Annotated in this window: 17 protein-coding genes and 2 pseudogenes; 10 read left to right on the plus strand and 9 right to left on the minus strand. The window is 51.5% G+C overall.

Going from position 1 to position 17,706, the window contains the following annotated elements:
* Nucleotides 1-29: 29 nt before the first annotated feature.
* Entirely contained in the window at nucleotides 30-254 is a 225-nt protein-coding gene (locus tag EGY08_RS01905) for a hypothetical protein (RefSeq protein WP_071988219.1), read from the plus strand.
* Here the strand turns inward: EGY08_RS01905 and EGY08_RS01910 are convergent.
* Together EGY08_RS01910 and EGY08_RS01915 are read right to left on the minus strand one after the other, a co-directional pair.
* Complete coding sequence (locus EGY08_RS01910; protein WP_123828121.1) at nucleotides 241-582, minus strand: DHCW motif cupin fold protein; 342 nt, start codon at nucleotides 580-582, stop codon at nucleotides 241-243. The two genes, EGY08_RS01905 and EGY08_RS01910, sit on opposite strands and share 14 nt — an antisense overlap.
* 184 nt (nucleotides 583-766) lie before the next feature.
* Nucleotides 767-1,756, minus strand: coding sequence for an NAD-dependent epimerase/dehydratase family protein (locus EGY08_RS01915; protein ID WP_123828122.1), 990 nt, complete (start codon nucleotides 1,754-1,756; stop codon nucleotides 767-769).
* A 96-nt stretch (nucleotides 1,757-1,852) separates the two neighbouring features.
* Between EGY08_RS01915 and EGY08_RS01920 the strand changes: the two genes are divergently transcribed.
* The 3 genes from EGY08_RS01920 to EGY08_RS01930 all read left to right on the plus strand — a co-directional run bounded on the left by EGY08_RS01920 (nucleotide 1,853) and on the right by EGY08_RS01930 (nucleotide 4,035).
* Nucleotides 1,853-2,764: a LysR family transcriptional regulator gene (locus tag EGY08_RS01920; RefSeq protein WP_004120988.1), complete on the plus strand. Its 912-nt coding sequence runs from the start codon at nucleotides 1,853-1,855 to the stop codon at nucleotides 2,762-2,764.
* Nucleotides 2,765-2,997: 233 nt separating this feature from the next.
* Nucleotides 2,998-3,078 carry a hypothetical protein gene (locus EGY08_RS31380; RefSeq protein ID WP_416381355.1) on the plus strand — a complete coding sequence of 27 codons (81 nt, stop codon included), beginning with the start codon at nucleotides 2,998-3,000 and terminating at the stop codon, nucleotides 3,076-3,078.
* A gap of 36 nt (nucleotides 3,079-3,114) precedes the next feature.
* Nucleotides 3,115-4,035 carry a LysR family transcriptional regulator gene (locus tag EGY08_RS01930; RefSeq protein ID WP_049078941.1) on the plus strand — a complete coding sequence of 307 codons (921 nt, stop codon included), beginning with the start codon at nucleotides 3,115-3,117 and terminating at the stop codon, nucleotides 4,033-4,035.
* On the opposite strand, the gene EGY08_RS01935 is transcribed toward EGY08_RS01930, so the two are convergent.
* Entirely contained in the window at nucleotides 4,032-5,726 is a 1,695-nt protein-coding gene (locus EGY08_RS01935; RefSeq protein WP_004120992.1) for a thiamine pyrophosphate-binding protein, read from the minus strand. The genes EGY08_RS01930 and EGY08_RS01935 overlap by 4 nt on opposite strands.
* Before the next feature lie 304 nt (nucleotides 5,727-6,030).
* Here EGY08_RS01935 and EGY08_RS01940 point away from each other — a divergent pair, with 304 nt between their 5' ends.
* A complete protein-coding gene (locus EGY08_RS01940) occupies nucleotides 6,031-7,014 on the plus strand; it encodes an alpha/beta hydrolase (protein WP_112165206.1) in 984 nt (327 codons plus the stop codon).
* A 169-nt stretch (nucleotides 7,015-7,183) separates the two neighbouring features.
* Here EGY08_RS01940 and EGY08_RS01945 read toward each other — a convergent pair whose 3' ends face one another.
* A complete protein-coding gene (locus EGY08_RS01945) occupies nucleotides 7,184-7,831 on the minus strand; it encodes a GntR family transcriptional regulator (RefSeq protein ID WP_049115550.1) in 648 nt (215 codons plus the stop codon).
* Between the two features lie 122 nt (nucleotides 7,832-7,953).
* Between EGY08_RS01945 and EGY08_RS01950 the strand changes: the two genes are divergently transcribed.
* The 3 genes from EGY08_RS01950 to gap all read left to right on the plus strand — a co-directional run bounded on the left by EGY08_RS01950 (nucleotide 7,954) and on the right by gap (nucleotide 10,773).
* Entirely contained in the window at nucleotides 7,954-8,430 is a 477-nt protein-coding gene (locus EGY08_RS01950) for an OsmC family protein (RefSeq protein WP_123828123.1), read from the plus strand.
* Between the two features lie 273 nt (nucleotides 8,431-8,703).
* Nucleotides 8,704-9,684, plus strand: coding sequence for a GlxA family transcriptional regulator (locus EGY08_RS01955; RefSeq protein WP_123828124.1), 981 nt, complete (start codon nucleotides 8,704-8,706; stop codon nucleotides 9,682-9,684).
* A gap of 78 nt (nucleotides 9,685-9,762) precedes the next feature.
* Nucleotides 9,763-10,773: a type I glyceraldehyde-3-phosphate dehydrogenase gene (gene gap / locus EGY08_RS01960; protein ID WP_123828125.1), complete on the plus strand. Its 1,011-nt coding sequence runs from the start codon at nucleotides 9,763-9,765 to the stop codon at nucleotides 10,771-10,773.
* 292 nt (nucleotides 10,774-11,065) lie between these two features.
* Here gap and EGY08_RS01965 read toward each other — a convergent pair whose 3' ends face one another.
* Nucleotides 11,066-12,037 carry a hypothetical protein gene (locus tag EGY08_RS01965; protein ID WP_004121006.1) on the minus strand — a complete coding sequence of 324 codons (972 nt, stop codon included), beginning with the start codon at nucleotides 12,035-12,037 and terminating at the stop codon, nucleotides 11,066-11,068.
* Between the two features lie 596 nt (nucleotides 12,038-12,633).
* Nucleotides 12,634-13,401 (minus strand): arylamine N-acetyltransferase family protein, encoded by a 768-nt coding sequence (locus tag EGY08_RS01970; protein WP_004121008.1) that lies wholly within the window; start codon nucleotides 13,399-13,401, stop codon nucleotides 12,634-12,636.
* A gap of 98 nt (nucleotides 13,402-13,499) precedes the next feature.
* Here EGY08_RS01970 and EGY08_RS01975 point away from each other — a divergent pair, with 98 nt between their 5' ends.
* Nucleotides 13,500-14,936, plus strand: coding sequence for a PLP-dependent aminotransferase family protein (locus tag EGY08_RS01975; protein WP_370516904.1), 1,437 nt, complete (start codon nucleotides 13,500-13,502; stop codon nucleotides 14,934-14,936).
* 201 nt (nucleotides 14,937-15,137) lie between these two features.
* Entirely contained in the window at nucleotides 15,138-16,034 is an 897-nt protein-coding gene (locus EGY08_RS01980) for a LysR family transcriptional regulator (protein ID WP_004121011.1), read from the plus strand.
* A 78-nt stretch (nucleotides 16,035-16,112) separates the two neighbouring features.
* On the opposite strand, the gene EGY08_RS01985 is transcribed toward EGY08_RS01980, so the two are convergent.
* The 3 genes and pseudogenes from EGY08_RS01985 to EGY08_RS01995 form a co-directional block, all read right to left on the minus strand.
* On the minus strand, nucleotides 16,113-16,700 hold the full coding sequence (locus EGY08_RS01985) for a LysE family translocator (protein WP_004121012.1): 588 nt from the start codon (nucleotides 16,698-16,700) through the stop codon (nucleotides 16,113-16,115).
* A 415-nt stretch (nucleotides 16,701-17,115) separates the two neighbouring features.
* Nucleotides 17,116-17,424: pseudogene (locus EGY08_RS01990) on the minus strand (sigma factor); the annotation flags it as partial.
* A gap of 28 nt (nucleotides 17,425-17,452) precedes the next feature.
* Nucleotides 17,453-17,698, minus strand: a pseudogene (locus EGY08_RS01995) (tetratricopeptide repeat protein); the annotation flags it as partial.
* Between the last annotated feature and the right edge of the window lie 8 nt (nucleotides 17,699-17,706).

The raw sequence follows: 17,706 nt of genomic DNA on the forward strand, positions 1-17,706 counted from the left end.
TAAAACAATCAATTGAGTGGGATTTCGCTATGCCAATAACACGCAGGGACTTTTATAAACTGGCGCTGGGCTCCGCCGTTGGTCTTGCAGTACTAAAGAACAGCCCAACAGCGCTTGCTCAGGGGATTTCCCTGAAGAAGCCACTTCCCTACGGCGCAGGGCAAAAAGGGGAAACTGCAGGTGGTTTACCACCTGAAGGTTCCAGAATCGGACGCCGCAATCGCAACAACAACGAATCCGTCAGTCCACAATAAAGAGTTTTGCCCCTGTCTCCGTTCTGGACTGATGTGGTTCTGCGTTATCACCCACCTGATAGCTCATTCCCGCAGTTAAACTGAATTTACGGCCATCTGCGAGCAGTGTTTCGAGTTCTCCCTCCATGCATAAAAGGACATGGCCTTTACTGCACCAATGATCCGCGAGGTAACCAGGGGTATATTCAACCATTCGCACACGAATTTGATTTGGCTTCTGACCAAAAAGTTGCGTGCGCCAGTAAGCCATGCCCGTTTCCCCTGGATGTTCTGTTATTTCGATTTCACCCCAGTTGGTGGTGCCAAACGCAAATGCCTCGATATTCATTTTATGGCCTTTCGTTATTAAGAAAGAGCTCTTGAGCTCAGGTTAGAGTGAATTAAAATAAGAAAAAATAATTTATACATCAATGAAAATCGATGGGTGTCGGTAACGTCCGCTCCTCGCTCATAGCGGACCTTTAGCCCAGTTAGCTTGTCCGCTTCGTGCCAGAAGCGACCATGGCGCGTCTCTATACCGTTGTGCGAGGTATCTCGGTATGATCAATGCAACCCTGGCCCTGTAACGTCGTATGGACAGCTACATCAAGAGGGGTGTGAGGCTCGGCACCTAAAAATTTCACCAGTTTCGTATTGTCCAGGCGGACCGACTTGCGCCACAGGTACCGCATCTCCAAAAGCTCGCGTAAGGTTGCGTTGAAAGGCGCAGCCAGGTACGCGAACCACCACGGAAATGATTGTATTTTGGCAACGCCGCCGTAGCGCGCCGCAGTGCGTTGAATCGCACTGACCATTTCGCTGCCGTCGGCATCCCAATGGCCTTGCATATGGAAGCGCGCAAAGGGCTCAAGTTCCTCGCGTCGTTCTAGCAGCGCAGCTATCGTTTCCGCTACATCAGGTAAATAAGCCCACTGGTGACCCGTTTCATGCGAACCAGGATTGCTAATGACGCCAGGCAGCTTGCCGGGTTTAATCAAACCTTGAGAAAACCAGTTATTACCGGCGCGTGGACCAAAAAAATCCCCTGCACGGAGGATTAATACCCGCCCGCCCCGCTGCGAATAGGCCTCAAGTTCGTTCTCCATTTGTACCCTGATCGCTCCCTTCTTTGTGACCGGCATCTGCGGAGCATCTTCCCGTACTAGCGGAAAAGCGTCAGGACCATAGTTGTAAACGGTACCGGGAAGCACGATCAAGGCGCCGGTTCGTTCTGCTGCGCCGATCGTGTTGCGCAGCATAGGCAGCACCAGATGCTCCCAGTTTCTGTAGCCGGGCGGATTGACGGCGTGAACGATCGCGCTACAGCCTGCCGCCGCCGCGGCGACTTGGTCCGGGTCGAGAACGTCGCCCCCTATCCACTGGATGTCATCACGTTGTTCACTGCCATGAAGTCCTCGTTTTAGTGCACGTACGTCCCATTTTTTCTGAATGAGCCGGCGAGCAGTTTCACCACCGATACCGCCGGTTGCGCCAAGTATCAGTACTTTGCCTCGGGTTTCCATAATATCTGCCTCTTCGCTGATTTGACCTTGACAGCGTACGTACAGGCAGAGCTAAATGGAATTGCATATCTTTATAGGGCAGCTATACAAATTTGTATGAATAAATCTATCCCATGGGAGTGGTACCGAACATTTCTGGCTGTGCTCAGGGAAGGTTCGCTTTCCGGCGCATCACGCAGGCTTTCGATTACGCAGCCTACGGCAGGACGCCATATCGCTGCGCTGGAGTCCGCTCTGGGCCAGGTGTTGTTCACGCGGTCGCAGACGGGCCTGCTGGCGACTGAAACGGCGCTGGCGCTGAGGGTGCATGCCGAAGCGATGGAGAGCACCGCGAATACGTTAGCGCGTACAGCCTCCAACTTTAGTCATAACAGCGCGTCCATTTGTGGCGTTGTCCGCGTCTCCGCAAGTGACGTTATCGGCGTTGAGGTTCTGCCACCACTTATTGCCAGGCTCAGGAAGTCTCACCCACAAATAACGATTGAATTAGTTCTGTCGAACCGGGTTCAGGATTTACTGCACAGAGAAGCCGATATTGCTGTACGCATGACTACGCCAGTACAGGAGCAGCTTATTGCGCGTCGCGTTGGGCGCATTGAGCTCGGTCTCCACGCATCGACTTCCTATCTCGCACGTCATGGCACACCTGAAAATAGCGAAGATTTGCTGAACCATGCGCTGGTTGGCTTTGATCAGGATACGCCTTTCATCCGTAAGGCCCTGGAAAAATTCCCTCAGCTAAGCCGCGATGCCTTTTCCATGCGCACCGACAGCGACGTGGCTCAGCTGAATCTTATTCGCGCCGGTGCCGGCATTGGCATATGCCAGGTGCAGTTGGCCAATGGCTATATTCCATTGCAGAGGTTACTGCCGAATGTCTTTTCTTTCTATCTTGATACCTGGATCGTCATGCACGAAGACCTGCGTAATAGTCTGTGCTGCAAATTGGTTTTCGATGTTCTGGCAAAGGGATTAGGGGAATATATCGGCCAGAGACAGGAACAGTGAATCGCCATGGAGAAAAGGCCGCTAGTTCGAACTCCGTCTGTTAACGACCTTCAATACATCATTTATGAGACTGAAAATAATATTCAGCCACACTTATTCCCCTTTGCGGCCAGAGCAGAAAAAAACCACTATATTAAAGGGATATGTTTGTTCTGTAGCATTTAAATCAAGAACATACATGGCCTTTAATAATGTAAGTGATACCTGTTCGACACGCGGAAACAGAGTGCAATGTGAAGGGTATTATTCAGGGACAGAGTGATAGTGCGTTGACCCTGCGACTTCATGTGCATCTCCGCCCTGCAAACAAGTGATACCATAGAAGGTATGAACCTGCTTCAGGAATGCTCATGAAACCGACCCTTAATCAGTTGATTAACTTTTGCACTGTTGCTGAAACCGGAAACATCGGCAAAGCCGCCAATAAACTCAATATTTCGCAGCCCCCCTTAAGCCGGCAAATTGCCCAGCTGGAAACCATCCTCGGTGCAAAGCTATTTAACCGGGCCGCTAAAGGTGTCAGTTTAACCCTTGCCGGAGAGCAATTTCTGGTGGACTGCCAGGCGGTGCTGGCAATGCTGGAGCAGGCTTGTAATAACGTACGGGCAGTAGAATCAGGGCAGAAAGGTGTTCTGAAGTTAGGTGCAACAATGTATGCCAGCTATAGCGTTGTGCCTCATGTTGCCATACAGCACCGGGATACCTATTCTGATGTGGAATTGCATTTTCAGGAGATGGTCCCCTCTGATTTACACGCCGCATTACAGGATGGCAGATTAGACGCGGCAATCAGCTTCTCCGAGACGGCCACTCCGGGAATTCATTCACTGGTGCTCTTGCGTGAGCCGCTAATCGCCGCCCTTCCTGCCAATCACCCCCAAGTTCAAAGCGAGCATTTCAGGCTTGAATCACTCAGTGATGACCCGTTCATCACTGTTCCGCGCCAGAGTGCACCGATGCTCTATGATTCCATCCTTCATCAGTGCCTCAAGGCCGGATTTAGCCCGAAAATAGGACTGGAAGCCTCCATACAGCAGACCGTAATGAATTTTGTGGCCCATGGCGTTGGCGTGGCGCTTATTCCCGCAAGTATGGAGAATGCCCAATTGCGTGGTGTAGTTTACCGGAGGCTGGAAAATCCGAATATGGTGGAGAATATGCTGATGTGGTCGACAAAGAACAAAAACCCGGCTTTACCGGGTTTTGTGAACCAGTGCCGCAGTATCAGGGATAAACTGCATGCACCGCAGGCCGAACGGATTAATGATTAACTTTTACTGATAATGATTTCGATCACATTAGGTTTGCCACTCGCCAGTGCGGCCTCAACTGCCGGGGCGATATCCCCGGCACGAAGAACTTTTCTGGTTTCCAGTCCCATCGATGCACCCAGCGCCTGATAATCAACTGCCGGATTAACCAAATCCATTGCGATAAAGCGTTCTGTTTGTGCCGAAGTATAATCCGCCTGTGAACGCATGAAGTTTTTCAATACGTTATATTCCGTGTTATTCATTACAATAAAGGTTACCGGCAGTTTTTCATGTGCGGCCGTCCAGAGAGCCTGAGGAGAGTACATTGCAGCGCCGTCGCCCACAAAGCACACCACAGGCGCTCTTCCCAAACCGAGTGAATAGCCCACAGCTGCAGGCATCCCCCACCCCAGACCACCGCCGCGTAAAAAGGCATATTGATCCGCGCGGGGGCTGTTGAGTGATTTACGAAGCGAGCCGCTGGTTGCAATCGCTTCGTCAACAATTGCCACATCGGGTCCGATCGCCCTTGCGGCCTCAAAGGCAGCCACGAGTGGCGTAATTACGGTAGCAGATTGTTGTTCCTTAACCTGCTCTAGCAGACTATCTCTGCTCAATTCAAACTCATTAACCGCGCTTTCAAAACGACGTTGATAATCACTTCGATGGTTTGCCGTGGCTTTTTCCAGCTCGGGCAGTAGCACCATTAACGATGATTTAATATCGCCAACCACTGAGAGTTCACTACTGTAAGTGCGTCCCAGGTCGCCCGCATCGGCTGATAACTGGAACACTTTACACTGCTCCGGTACTGCCTGACCTTCTGTATAAAGAATGGTGATAAGCGACTTACCACCAAGTGCGAAAATAGCATCGTACTGGCCTAATGCTCTGTTAATTTCCGTCGCTTTAGTGGACAGGTTGCCCCGCCAGAGAGGGTGTGCTGTTGGGTAGGGGATCCGGTTTGGCCATGTTGAACCGTATACGTCAGCGGCAAGCATCTCAGCAAGAGCAACAACCTCGCTGGCCGCTCCACTTTGGTAAATTTCGTCGCCGGCAATCAGTGCGACTTTACCTGGAGTAAATGCCGCCAGCTTACTTGCCAGCAAAGGTAACGAACCCGCGACTGCATTGCGGTCAATAGTGGAAGGCGCCCCGATCCCGATAGAACTCATCGCCTCCATTACATCCATCGGAAGCGACAGGAAAACGGAGCCTTTCGGTGCAGCGTCTGAATCGTGGAAAGCCCGGCGAACTAATACCGGTAGCTGGTCAACGTGAGTCACCTCCTGTGACCATTTAGCGAACGTTTTACCCATTCCCACCAGATCACCCAACAATAGCGGATCGGCTGTCGTGTGGCGTAAATCTTGCTGCCCCGCTGTCACCACGAGTGGCGTCTGTGAACATTTTGCATTCAACAGGTTTCCCATGCCGTGGCCTAAACCACCGGCGGTATGCAGATTCAGGAATCCTGGTTTTTTTGCTGCCTGCGCATAACCGTCCGCCATGGCTACTGCGCTCGCTTCCTGCAGAGCTAACACGTACTGAATTGACGGTTTTCTTAACAGCGCATCCATGAAGGGCAGTTCGGTTGTGCCTGGATTACCAAACACATATTCCACCCCTTCACTTTCCAGAACTTCTAACAATACATCACCGCCACGACGTGCATTGGCGTTGTGGACTTTAGTTATTGCGTTACTCATAGAATGATCACCTCTATCTGCATATTCGTTCGCCCTGTCTGGCGGGTGATTCAATCTTAATAACAGGTATGACATCCTTTCCAATACTATAATGATGCCCAGCCATACCCTTTTAGGTATGGAAAGTCATTCGTTTTCCATTAGGAATTGTAAAGTGTTCTGTGTCGAAGAACTGGCTCCGCGCCGCTTCAACACAGTGCCGGATCGGACTTTTCTACCGCCGCTGATGTATTAATCAATGGAGAACAGGTCCTATTTATCAAATAAATTAGCGGACACGCTGAGTTTTACAGGAATATCACCGATGAATACTGCCGCCTCCATTGCCCTTTTGAGCGCTTGCCCATTTGTGAGTCTGGCGGCAGTGCCGGTGACCTTTTCCGAAACTGTCCTGGAGGCCGCTGGGCCGAAAGGTCCTTTGAAGGGTACGTTACTCACCCCAAATTCTAAACCAACCACGGTTGTTCTTATCATTCCTGGCTCCGGGCCGACCGATCGGGATGGAAACAACCCGCTTGGTGTGAATGCATCGCCTTACCGACTTCTTGCTGAAGGTCTGGCGGCAAAAGGCTTTGCAACGCTTCGTATCGACAAACGTGGAATGTTCGCTAGCGCAATGGCCGTAGAGGATGGCAATGCGGTGACGATGGCTGACTATGTTGACGACGTTCGATCCTGGGTAGAAGTGCTTAGACGTCAGATGCACGCTTCCTGTATTTGGGTTTTAGGACACAGCGAAGGAGGCGTAGTCGCCCTTGCCTCGGCTCAAGAAGAGGATCTGTGCGGGGTGGTTCTTATTGCAACGCCCGGGAGGCCGATGGGCGAGGTGTTGAGGGGGCAACTTTACGCTAATCCGGAAAACGAAGTGCTATTAAAGCAGGCACTGCCGATCATTGATGCTCTCGAGCATCGGCGCCGGGTAGATATTTCGAATATGCATCCAGCACTGCAAAATCTCTTTAATCCTGGGGTGCAGGGATTTTTGATCAATGCGTTTTCATATAATCCGGGTCAGCTCATTTCGCGTATTTCCAAACCCGTGTTAGTGCTACAAGGGCTACGCGATCTTCAGGTGGAAGAAACGGATGCAAGACTGCTTAAGGCCGCGAATCCTCAAGCGTCCTTAATTATACTGCCCGATATGAACCATGTTATGAAGGAGGTGACTTCGGACGATAGCAAGGCGAATATCGCTTCATACGCTGAACCAGCGCTCCCCTTAGCTCCCGGTTTAATCGACTCAATTGAGCATTTCCTCATCCACAACTCACCTTTTCCCGAAAAGTAACAGCTGCTCTGGTCCCTGTGTACTGCAAAAAAACGATGTACTTTTAAAGCGTTCAGCATCCTTTAAAGCATTCATCTGCTTTCGTTCTCGGCAGTCTCCCCCCTTAAATAGGGTCTGCTTCGTGCCAGCAGCGAACATCCTCAGGATAACTTACCTGTCTTCTGGTCGATTAACTTATTTGTCTACTTACCAGGTCTTGCAACATTTTTCCGGCAATCTGAATATGTCGCTTAACTTCAGTTCGCGCTTGTTCGGCGTTTCGTTGCTGGCAGGCAATAAGAATACTCGCGTGGTCATCCTGAAACAGGGATGTCTCAGAGAGTAGCTTTCGCTGGAGGTATTCATACCGCTCAATCTGATTGCGAGAATCATTAATCATGGTCAGTAGACGATGATTTTCGCACCCGCTATAGAGAAGATCATGAAACTCACGGTTTAGTTGCCCTTGCAGTTCGAATTTGGTACATGAAGCAAGAAGACTGTGCGTCAGCCCCGCTCTCGCCAGATTATCAGCACTCAAATTATTGACGCTCTGAAATATTGCTTCGCCCTCGAGCAGAGAACGCAGCTGGTAAATTTCATTAAGATCATCAACAGATAACGTTCTGACAATTGCTCCGCGATTTCTAAAAATCTCCACCAGACCCTCATGTTCAAGTTGTCTGATCGCCTCCCGCATTGGAATACGGCTTACATCAAAATGACTTGCAAGGTCTCTTTCGACAAGCCTTTCACCATCACGAAGACTACCGTTGTTAATCATTTCTCTTAACTTATTAGCGAGTAAGTCTGCGGTTGAAACAGCTCTAAAGCTCATAAACGACTCCGAAAAAAACGATGGTATAATGGTATACCATTTGATAGATTGAGTCCAGAAATGCGGCGGCGAGACAAATCTAATATTTCCAAAACAATAAGTTAATGCACACGGAGACAAAAATGATCGAGAGAGAGCATCACTACCAGGTGAACGTTAAATGGACGGGAAATAAAGGTAATGGCACGCAGTCTTACAAAGACTATGAGCGAAGTTATGAGATTTCAGAGGACGGAAAACCTGTAATTTTGGGGTCATCAGACCCCGCATTTCTGGGCGATGCCAAATGTTGGAATCCGGAGGACCTGCTCGTTGCTGCTGCTTCAGCATGCCATAAATTATGGTATCTGCATCTCTGCTCGGAAGCAGGGATAAGCGTTATAAGCTATGTTGACCGAGCACATGGAACGATGCGCGAAGGGAAAAAAGGATGTTTCACCGATATTACTTTAAAACCTGAAATAACGATCCGTCCCGGAGATGACATCAATCGAGCGCAGGCTCTCCATCACCGCGCGCATGATCTTTGTTTCATTGCAAATTCCCTTAATTTCCCGATTACATGCCAGCCAGTTATTACTCACAGCCAAAATGGCTAACGAAATCTGCAGGCAGGTAACCGTGTGAAATAGCGTGCCGGTACAATAGGGCGTCATCCAAACTGAATGGTAGACGTCCGCTCCTCGCTCAAAGCAGATATTCGGTACTATTTTTCCAGTCCAGTTTGTACGAAACCTACCTCAGCAGGTAATCCCATCCCGTCGACGTCAAACCATCAGCGAACGAGAGAACAGCGTCGCTGCGGGGGTAAAAATTATCTCTCCCCCGCCTGTCCGGTTGACTTATTCTGTAAAAAGATTACTTTTCAAGACATGAAGAAGATACTTATTATCGTCCCCGATGGCGGCATGCTGTTTGAATCCGCCGGTATTGCCGACATTCTGATGCAGGCCAACCGCCTGCACCCGGAAGGCGCCGGGGAGCTCTGCTACCAGGTCCAGCTAGCGACCACCCAGCCGCATCAGGTGATCCATGGTCAGTCCGGATTAAATCTGCTGGCCGATCATCGCCTGCATGAGATAGATCCTCGCGAGCCGCTCGATACCATCATGATTACCGGCAGAGGTCAAAACCCGCAGGAAGGGATCGCGGTGGTTGACTGGCTGCGCCTTGCCGCACCCCATGCCCGCCGCATTGCCTCCATTTGCGGCGGAGCCTTGCTGCTTGCGCAAACCGGGCTGCTGGACGGCAGACGAGCCACTACCCACTGGAAGCTACTGGATACCCTGCAGGCGGAATTTCCGCAGGTACGCGTTGAAGGCGGTCCACTCTATATTCAGGACGAACACATCTGGACCTCTGGCGGAGTCAGTTCCGGCTTCGATCTCACCCTGGCGCTGGTTGAAGAGGACTACGGCTTCAGCCTTGCGCGCGATATTGCCCAGGATTTCGTCATGTACCTGCGACGTCCCGGCGGCCAGCTGCAGTTTAGCCGCTACAACCTCCAGCAGACCAGCACCCTGGGCCCCATTAACGATCTGCTGGCGTGGTTGCTCGAAAACCTCACCGCCGACCTCAGCGTGGATAAACTGGCGGAAAGAGTCGCCATGAGTCCAAGGAATTTCACCCGCGTATTTACCCGGGAAACCGGCGCTTCGCCGGCGCGCTACGTCGCCGAAGCCCGCCTGGCCGCCGCGCGGCAGCGTCTGGAGCAAACTAACGAGACGCTGGATCGTATCGCCGAACAAACGGGATTTGGCAGCAGCATTAACCTGCGACGGCTGTTTGAAAAACAGCTTCACCTCACACCCGGGGAATATCGACAGCGATTTCACTGTCGCAAAATGGCGTAAAGTGATCCTTTTTTGTCATTTACGCCAAAGCCTACCCGGCCTACTCTGACGCCAGAGACAATGGATAAGGAGTTAATTATGGTAAAGGTCGGTATTAACGGTTTTGGCCGTATCGGACGCAACGTACTGCGTGCTGCACTGGGTCATCCGGATATTCAGATTGTGGCGATCAACGATTTGACGGACAGCAAAACGCTGGCGCATCTGCTGAAATACGACTCGCTGCTTGGTAAGCTCGACGCCGACGTCACCGCCGGTGAAGGGCAGCTTGTGGTTGACGGTCAACCCATTACCGTATTCAGCGAACGCGATCCGGCCAATATCCCGTGGCGTCAACGTGAAGTCGATATCGTCATTGAAGCCACCGGATTCTTCACCGATCGCGACAAGGCGTCTGGGCATATCCATAGCGGTGGCGCAAAGCGCGTGATTATCTCCGCCCCCGGCAAAAACGATGATTTAACCATCGTGATGGGCGTTAACGATGGCCTCTACTCCCCGGATAAACACTACGTGGTCAGCAATGGTAGCTGCACCACCAACGGTCTGGCGCCTGCCGCGCAGGTTCTGCACCAGCATTTCGGTATTAAGCACGGTTTGATGAACACCACCCACGCCTACACCAACAGCCAGGCGCTGCACGACCAGCCGGAAAAAGATCTGCGCGGCGCTCGCGCCGCTGCGCTGTCGATTGTGCCTTACTCCAGCGGCGCAGCGAAGGCGCTGGGCAAGGTTATTCCTGAGCTGGATGGCCGCTTAACGGGATACTCGCTGCGCGTCCCCGTGCCGGTGGTATCCATTGTCGACCTGACCGTGACGCTGGCGCGAGATGTGACGGCTGATGAAGTGAATAATGCCTTCCGCGAAGCCGCCGCGGCGGGACCGCTGAAAGGGATCCTCGGCTATAGCGATGAACCGCTCGTCTCCAGCGACTACCAGGGTGACCCCCGCTCGTCGATTATCGACGGTCTGTCAACGCTGGTGATTGGCGGCAATATGGTCAAAATTCTGGCGTGGTACGACAATGAATGGGGATTCTCCAATCGCCTCGTTGACCTGGCGCTGATGATGGCAAGGCGTGAACGTTAATTCACTGCGGGTGTTATTGATAGTTGACATCACTCTGTCGCGGAGAACTTCTTTGGTGACGCGCAGCAGGCCCCTCTGAGCGCCTGATAAAAAGCATAAATGCCCTCGAAGGGCATTTATGCTTTAGCGGTAATGCGCGACGGGTCAGTATTTTTTTAACCACTATTCCTGCCGTTCCGGAAAATAGTTAGTGCACAAATAACGCGATTAAAATAATGATAGGGATTGGCACACCCAGAAAGAAAAGCAATATTGAACGCATAGGTTCCTCCCGTATAATGAGTATTAGACGTTATAAATCACGCTGACGGCCGCCATAGGTGGCACAAAGGCTGGCAACAAAAGCGCCAATTAACAGAGAAATAAATGACCACAGGGTAACGTAGCTGGTGGTTTTTCTGGCGGCGTCAGCGGCCTGCTGCGCTTTATCTTTCGCCTCTTTCAAATTAGCCTGGGCTTTATCATAAACCGCCTGTACCCGTTGCTCGGCCTCTTGCTGACTTATACCGGTATTCTGAGCAACCAGCTGCGCCACATAGTTCAGATCATCCTGGGGAAGCGCGCCAGAATAAATACTGTTAGCAAATATGCCCGTCACCTCGGCTAATTGAGCGGGAGACTCCGCCTTTGGCGGCACAGGATGATTCATGGCCATGACATCATTGCCTGATGCGTTGCTGTTATCTGCCGGAGTGGAGCCGCTCGCCCTGAACAGTGAGCGGGTAAAATATTCCATCGATGACTTCGATAACATCGAGGATCCGTCCCCAGCCTTATTCATGGCAGTAGCCGTCGCGCCCCCGGCAACGGAACCCATGACTTTTGCGCTGCCGCCGATCAGGGAACTGATGGTGGTGGTTAAAAGAACGGCTGATACCAGCAGCGCCACCGCCCATGTCAGAAAGCCATGCGCCGTGTCGCGGAAATAGATTTCATTGGTATGCGTATCAACCCATTTAGTCCGCAGCCTTCCGGCCAGATACCCCCCCATTCCTGAGGCCACAATTTGGGTAAATGTCAGCCAGGCGATGGCGGCAATACCGACGGTCCCCGCCGCAAGGCCTTGATTTTCCCACGGTGAAATTGAAGTAAGGCCCAATCCGGCACCAAGCATGAGCAGCATAAGCGCCAGCGAGGCGGCAGCGGCGGCGCCTGCAAATATCGCCCCCCATGATACCGCGCTCGCGCTGTTAACTGCGGCCGCGGGCACCTGCCTGGCGGTTTCCTGACTGCTAATAGAGGTAGAGTCGTAGATATTCGTCATTTACGTTGTCCTTTGAAATAACTCATTAGTCCTGAAGTCGTTTGGCATAAACGTTCACCGCAGACATTAACCCGCCAGATCTGCGATAATATCGAGCGGGATAATTATCGTCAGCCGCTATCGCTCGCCGCTTAAATAGCGGGCGGTCGACCAGGGACTAATTATCTAAATGAGTACGAATTGCTAGCGTATGAATTTAATCAACAATTCTATTTTAGTAGATGATTTTGTTTTAACCATTTTTAATCGCCAAAAATATCACCGCACAGCCATAACAAACTGTAAACAAAGGAAATGTCGGGGAGAATAGATTTTATCGACAATATTTTTCACAGGACTATACCGCCCAGTCTTTATGGAATTATCTTAATTTTACGCGGGTAATTGACTGAATGGACTTGGTTATTAAAAGTGGCGTACATTTTCGATTTGCATTATCGATGATTTAATATCCCGGCCTGAACCGTAATACATTGCTGGCGGCCGATGGGGGTATATCAACTGAACAAAGGGAATACAGGGAAGGTTCGCTTCCCTTCCCCGTTATATCGGCTTCGTATTCGTCTCGCCGCGGGCTAGCTTGCCCGTTTGACTAATTAGCGAGCAGACAAAGCAAAGCGGTTCTCAAGCGCATGCGCAATTTCATCTTCCGCCAGCCACTGCTTCTCTACGCGGTCGGCGGTAATACTCTTAAGCATATTGCCCAGCAGAATAAAGCGCCCCTCGGGCTGATGCTGTATCACCAGCAGCTTTTGTACAAAGACCGCATCGGGATGCGTGGAGTTAAGAAAATTGGCCGGAACAAAATCAATCCACTCCTGAGGTGACAGGTCAAAACCGTATTGATTGGCCCAGCTTCCCTCAACTTTTGCCTGCAGCAGGTAGTCTCCATGCGCATCGCAGCTAAGCCGGAACGCATCGAAATCCTGGATAATGTCCGTATCAAGTTCGTCCAGGGCCAGCGGCGCGCGGATACCGTAGCTCCCAAAGCCAAGGTCGCAAAGCCACTGACGCCCCTCCACTTCCGCGACCACCGCCATATGGGTTTTAGGCCGGCGCGCAGGATAGAACATGGGCCGCGCCGCGACAAACCGCCAGGCAATACCCAGCGCTTCCAGCGCCATGGTAAACAGCCCGTTGAGTTCATAGCAGTAGCCGCCCCGTCTCTGCCGTAAGAGCTTATTGGCAATATCATCGGGCTCCATCGACACGATTTTACCTGCCTGTACGTCCAGATTTTCGAAGGGGATGGCAAAGAGCTGGTGACGCATCAGCGCGTGTAGCGTTGCGGTATCCGCTGCCGCAGGCCCGCTATAGCCTATGCGGCGGAAGTAAAGTGAAAGGTCGAAACTGTCGCTGTGCATGTGATTTCCTTGGCTGGATTGTGTTGAACCCACTATAGATGGCGCCCCGCAACGACTGTATAGTCAGATTTATCAAAAATCAGACTATACAGATGACGATGTCCAACCCACTCGCGCCGATTCCTCACTACCGCCGAATAGCCGATATGCTGCGGCTGACGCTTGCTTCAGGCGCTTTGCGGGCAGGCGATCGCATTATCTCCGCGCGCAAACTGGCCGAGCGCGAGCAGGTCAGCCTCCCCACTGCGCTCGAAGCCCTGCGTCATCTTGAGGCGGAAGGCCTGCTCATCGCCCGACCGCGTTCAGGCTACTTTGTCCGCCAGATAAACACCTCCGGAGACGTACAGCGCGCAGCATCTTTATCCGGCCCCGTGCCGGTGACCATGTCCGCCATCGCCCGCTCGTTGTTCGGTAGCACTGAAGCGCGTCTGGTGCCGCTTGGCGCCGCGCTACCCGATCCCGCCTGGCTTCCCGTCGATGCCTTGCAGCGGGCGTTGCACACTGCCGGACGTCGGCTTGACGCGCGCGGGCAGAGCTACAGCCTACCCCCGGGAAGAGCGGACCTGCGCAGAAAGATTGCCGCCCGCGCGGCACAGTGGGGGGCCCTTTTTGGCGCTGATGACCTTATCATCACGGCAGGCGCAACGCAGGCGCTACGCCTGGCGCTCCGCGCGGTATGCCAGCCGGGCGATGCGGTGGCGATTGAGCGGCCCGCCTATTTCGGCACGCTTCTGCTGTTGGAGGATCTGGGGCTGAAGGCATTACAGATCCCCACGGACCCGATTGAGGGATTATTGCTGGCGCCGCTTGAAGAGGCCATCAAGCGCCACCGTCCGACAGCCGTTCTGGCCTCACCCACGGTGCAAAATCCGCTGGGCGCCAGCATGCCCGTCGCGCGCAAGCAGGCGCTGGTGGCCCTGCTTGCCGATCGGGGCATCCCTTTAATTGAAGACGATGTCTACGGCGATCTGGCCGGTGGCGCGCAGCGTCCGCCCGCGTGTAAAGCCTTCGACAAGGGCGGAAATGTGATTTATTGCAGTTCTCTGTCGAAAACCCTGGCGCCGGGCTGGCGAATTGGCTGGATTGCTGCCGGACGCTATCACCCAGCGGTGTTGCAGGCCCGCATGGCCGGGGAATGGGCAGGCGCGCCGCTGATTGAAGCCGCGGCGAACGAGATCCTCGCCAGCGGAGATTATGACCGGCACCTGCGCCACCTGAAGCTGCGGATTGCGGAAGGTATGCGGGCCATCATCGCCAGGGTTGACGCCTGCTTCCCACCGGGCACGCGCGTAGCGGCTCCCGAAGCCGGCTTTCTGATTTGGGTCAAACTGCCCGCCGGGATCGATGCGCTGGAAGTCCATCGTCGCGCCCTCGCCCTGGGAATTGGCGTCAGCCCAGGGCCGCTGTTTTCCCCTGGCGCGGCGGAACTGCAAAACTACCTGCGCCTGAACGGTGCGAACGATCCCACGCCCGCGCTTTTGCATGCCGTGGAGCAGCTCGGGAGCTTATGCCATGAATTAATCAGGGGCCAATGATGGCGGATATTGCCTGAAGCGGTAAATTATACATCGTCATATTGTCTCCATTGACTTCCTTAAGCTGATGGACAGGCCTGCCGCGCTCGGGGCTTTCTGGCAAAAGAGATGTTTTTTGGAGATGAAATCAGGATATGCTAACTGTATGATTGACTGGATAAATCTCAGTCTTAGCGCTACTTTGCCGCCACAGGAATGTAAATGATCGATGACATCCGTTACCTGATTGTTTTTGCAAAAATTGTAGAGGCAGGTTCAATTTCAGGTGGTGCAGACGCTTTAGGGCTGACTACCGCGACGGCAAGCACGCATCTCTCTAAGCTTGAGCGAAATCTTGGCAGCGCGTTGCTCTACAGAAATACCCGCAAGCTCTCCCTGACTCACGATGGCGCAAGTTTGCTCGAGACAGCAAATGCTATGCTCGAGCTCTATGAAAAGGGATTTATCGAATTTAAACAGCGTACCATTTCAACAACCAATAAACTGCATATTTCGCTACCTGCCGTTTTTCAAAATAGTGTATTTACGCACCATCTTGCCGCTTTTATAAAAGAATATCCGGATGTTTGTCTGAATATTTCCTATAGCGATACGCGTAAAGACATCATTGCGGAAAGTATTGATGTGGCATTTCGTATTGGCGATCTGCCGGACAGCTCGCTCAAAGCACGGCATCTTTTTGTATTGCCGCGAAAAGTGGTGGCATCAAAGCAATGGTTAAGCAATTACAAACCTGTCAACCATCCTGATGATCTAGCAAAAATGCCCTGGATTGGTCTGACTATGCGACAGAACAGCCGAGAGTTCAGACATACTAATGGTGAAGTGGCCATCATAAAGTACACCCCAACGGTTTACGTTGATAATGTCGAGGCCGCCTATGCGCTGGCAAAACAACAGGTAGGGTTAGTTGCTCCTCCTGCCTATCTCAGTAAAGAGGATATTCAGCGCGAAGAAATGCAGGAGGTACTCCCCGACTGGTCATTAGAACCACTGAAAGTTTATGCCATTTGGCCCTCCAATATCTCGACCAGCAGCATCGCCTACACCTTAATAAATAAAATTTACCACGCTTTTGAGCATCATATATTAGATTAACTAACAAACAGGCGAACGACTATACGCCTGGCGTTCATTGCCAGGCAGTTAAGCCGGCATCAATAAATGGGAAGCCGATCATTGAAAAGAGAGCATATAGCAAGCGGTCATGATCAGTAACCCACCCATCAGGACGTTAAATACACGGATCCGCTGAGCGCTACTTAGTAATGTTGATACTTTATTTCCCAGTATTGCCCATGCAGCCAGAGAGATGTAACACACTGAAAAATAGATAATTATAAAGGTAATCAGCATTGTGTGGGTTGACGAATCAGAAAATAGCGCCACCCCAGATGCACAGGCGATCCAGGCTTTAGGATTGAGCCACTGGAGTAAAAAACCCTGAACGAAACCTGGGGTATCTGTTTTTTTCAGAGATAACTCAGGTTGGGACGAAGCTATCTTATAACCCACAAATATAATAAATGCTGAACCGGCGACATTAAGATATTTTAAGAAGAGTGGATACGACTCGATAACGGCATAGAACCCAAAACCGACAAGGATAAGTAATAGCGTAAATCCTATAGTAGCACCTGAAACAAACGGAAGGGTTTTTCTAAATCCATGGTTCGCCCCTGAAGATATAATAACCATATTCACCGGACCTGGCGAAATGGACATCGTCAGAGCGAACATAAACATTGCCAAAATCAAACTCATTTTCTCTCCATACTCTTATGAATGCATAATAAAACAGCGTCGAATTTTCTTGCATGACCGTATTTTGTTATAGTGACAGGTTACAGAAAAAATCGAGTGAGATTAAGTGGGTTTTCTTTAAGGGTGTATTAGATTTTTTATGTGATAATTTCGATAAAACATGAAATTTAATAAAACAATAAAGATTTGATAGTTAATCACCGGGAAATAAGTCACGTTAACCGTATTGATACAAGGGCCATAAACCTTGAATCCTATAAAAACCAGCGTGCACGTTTACCCGCTAAACACTGCAAGGATTATCACCATGATGCGTATCGTGCCTGTCTTCGCTCACGGATCGTTAATCAATCCCCTTTTGTTATGTGCCAGCCCGGCCAGCAACAGTATCAATGCCAGGAAAACACCCATTGAACTTCACATAGTGCAGACGAGCCTCATCCTGTTCGTCTGTATCCGGCGCCAGTAAATCATCGCTTTCGACGAACCCCCGCCCCTGACGCACCCGGCGGGCGCGCACTTCTGATATTCAGATGGAATGCAGAATTGTAAATAACCAGCGATCTATGCGTGTGCCAGGGGTGAACTGCGCGCTTTTTTCAAGCGCGCGGACACAGGTACACTGAACCAGTTCTTCGGCAACTTCACGGTTACGCGTCAGAACCAGCCCATAACGCCACAGGCGTGTCAGATGTTCAGCAAGATGCTGACGGACGTCGCTGATCGTGATTTTTTTATCCTCATCTCCTTATTCAGGACTCAGGATGACCGTCGATCGCAGCCTGGAGATCCCGGTACTCCTCGCAGCTATGGCCGCACAGCGCGGCGATAGTTTTCAATTGCGCTTTTGCCAGGTCAGGACGACCTTTCGCCAGCCATGCTTCACCAAGATATTCACGTACTTTGGCATAGGTCGGATCGAGCGCGATTGAACGCTGATAGTAGCCGATGCCCTCATCGGTACGTCCCAGCTTACGCGTGGCATAGCCCCGTTTATTCCTGCATC

The sequence above is a fragment of the Klebsiella sp. FDAARGOS_511 genome, assembly GCF_003812845.1.
Lineage (GTDB): Bacteria > Pseudomonadota > Gammaproteobacteria > Enterobacterales > Enterobacteriaceae > Klebsiella > Klebsiella grimontii.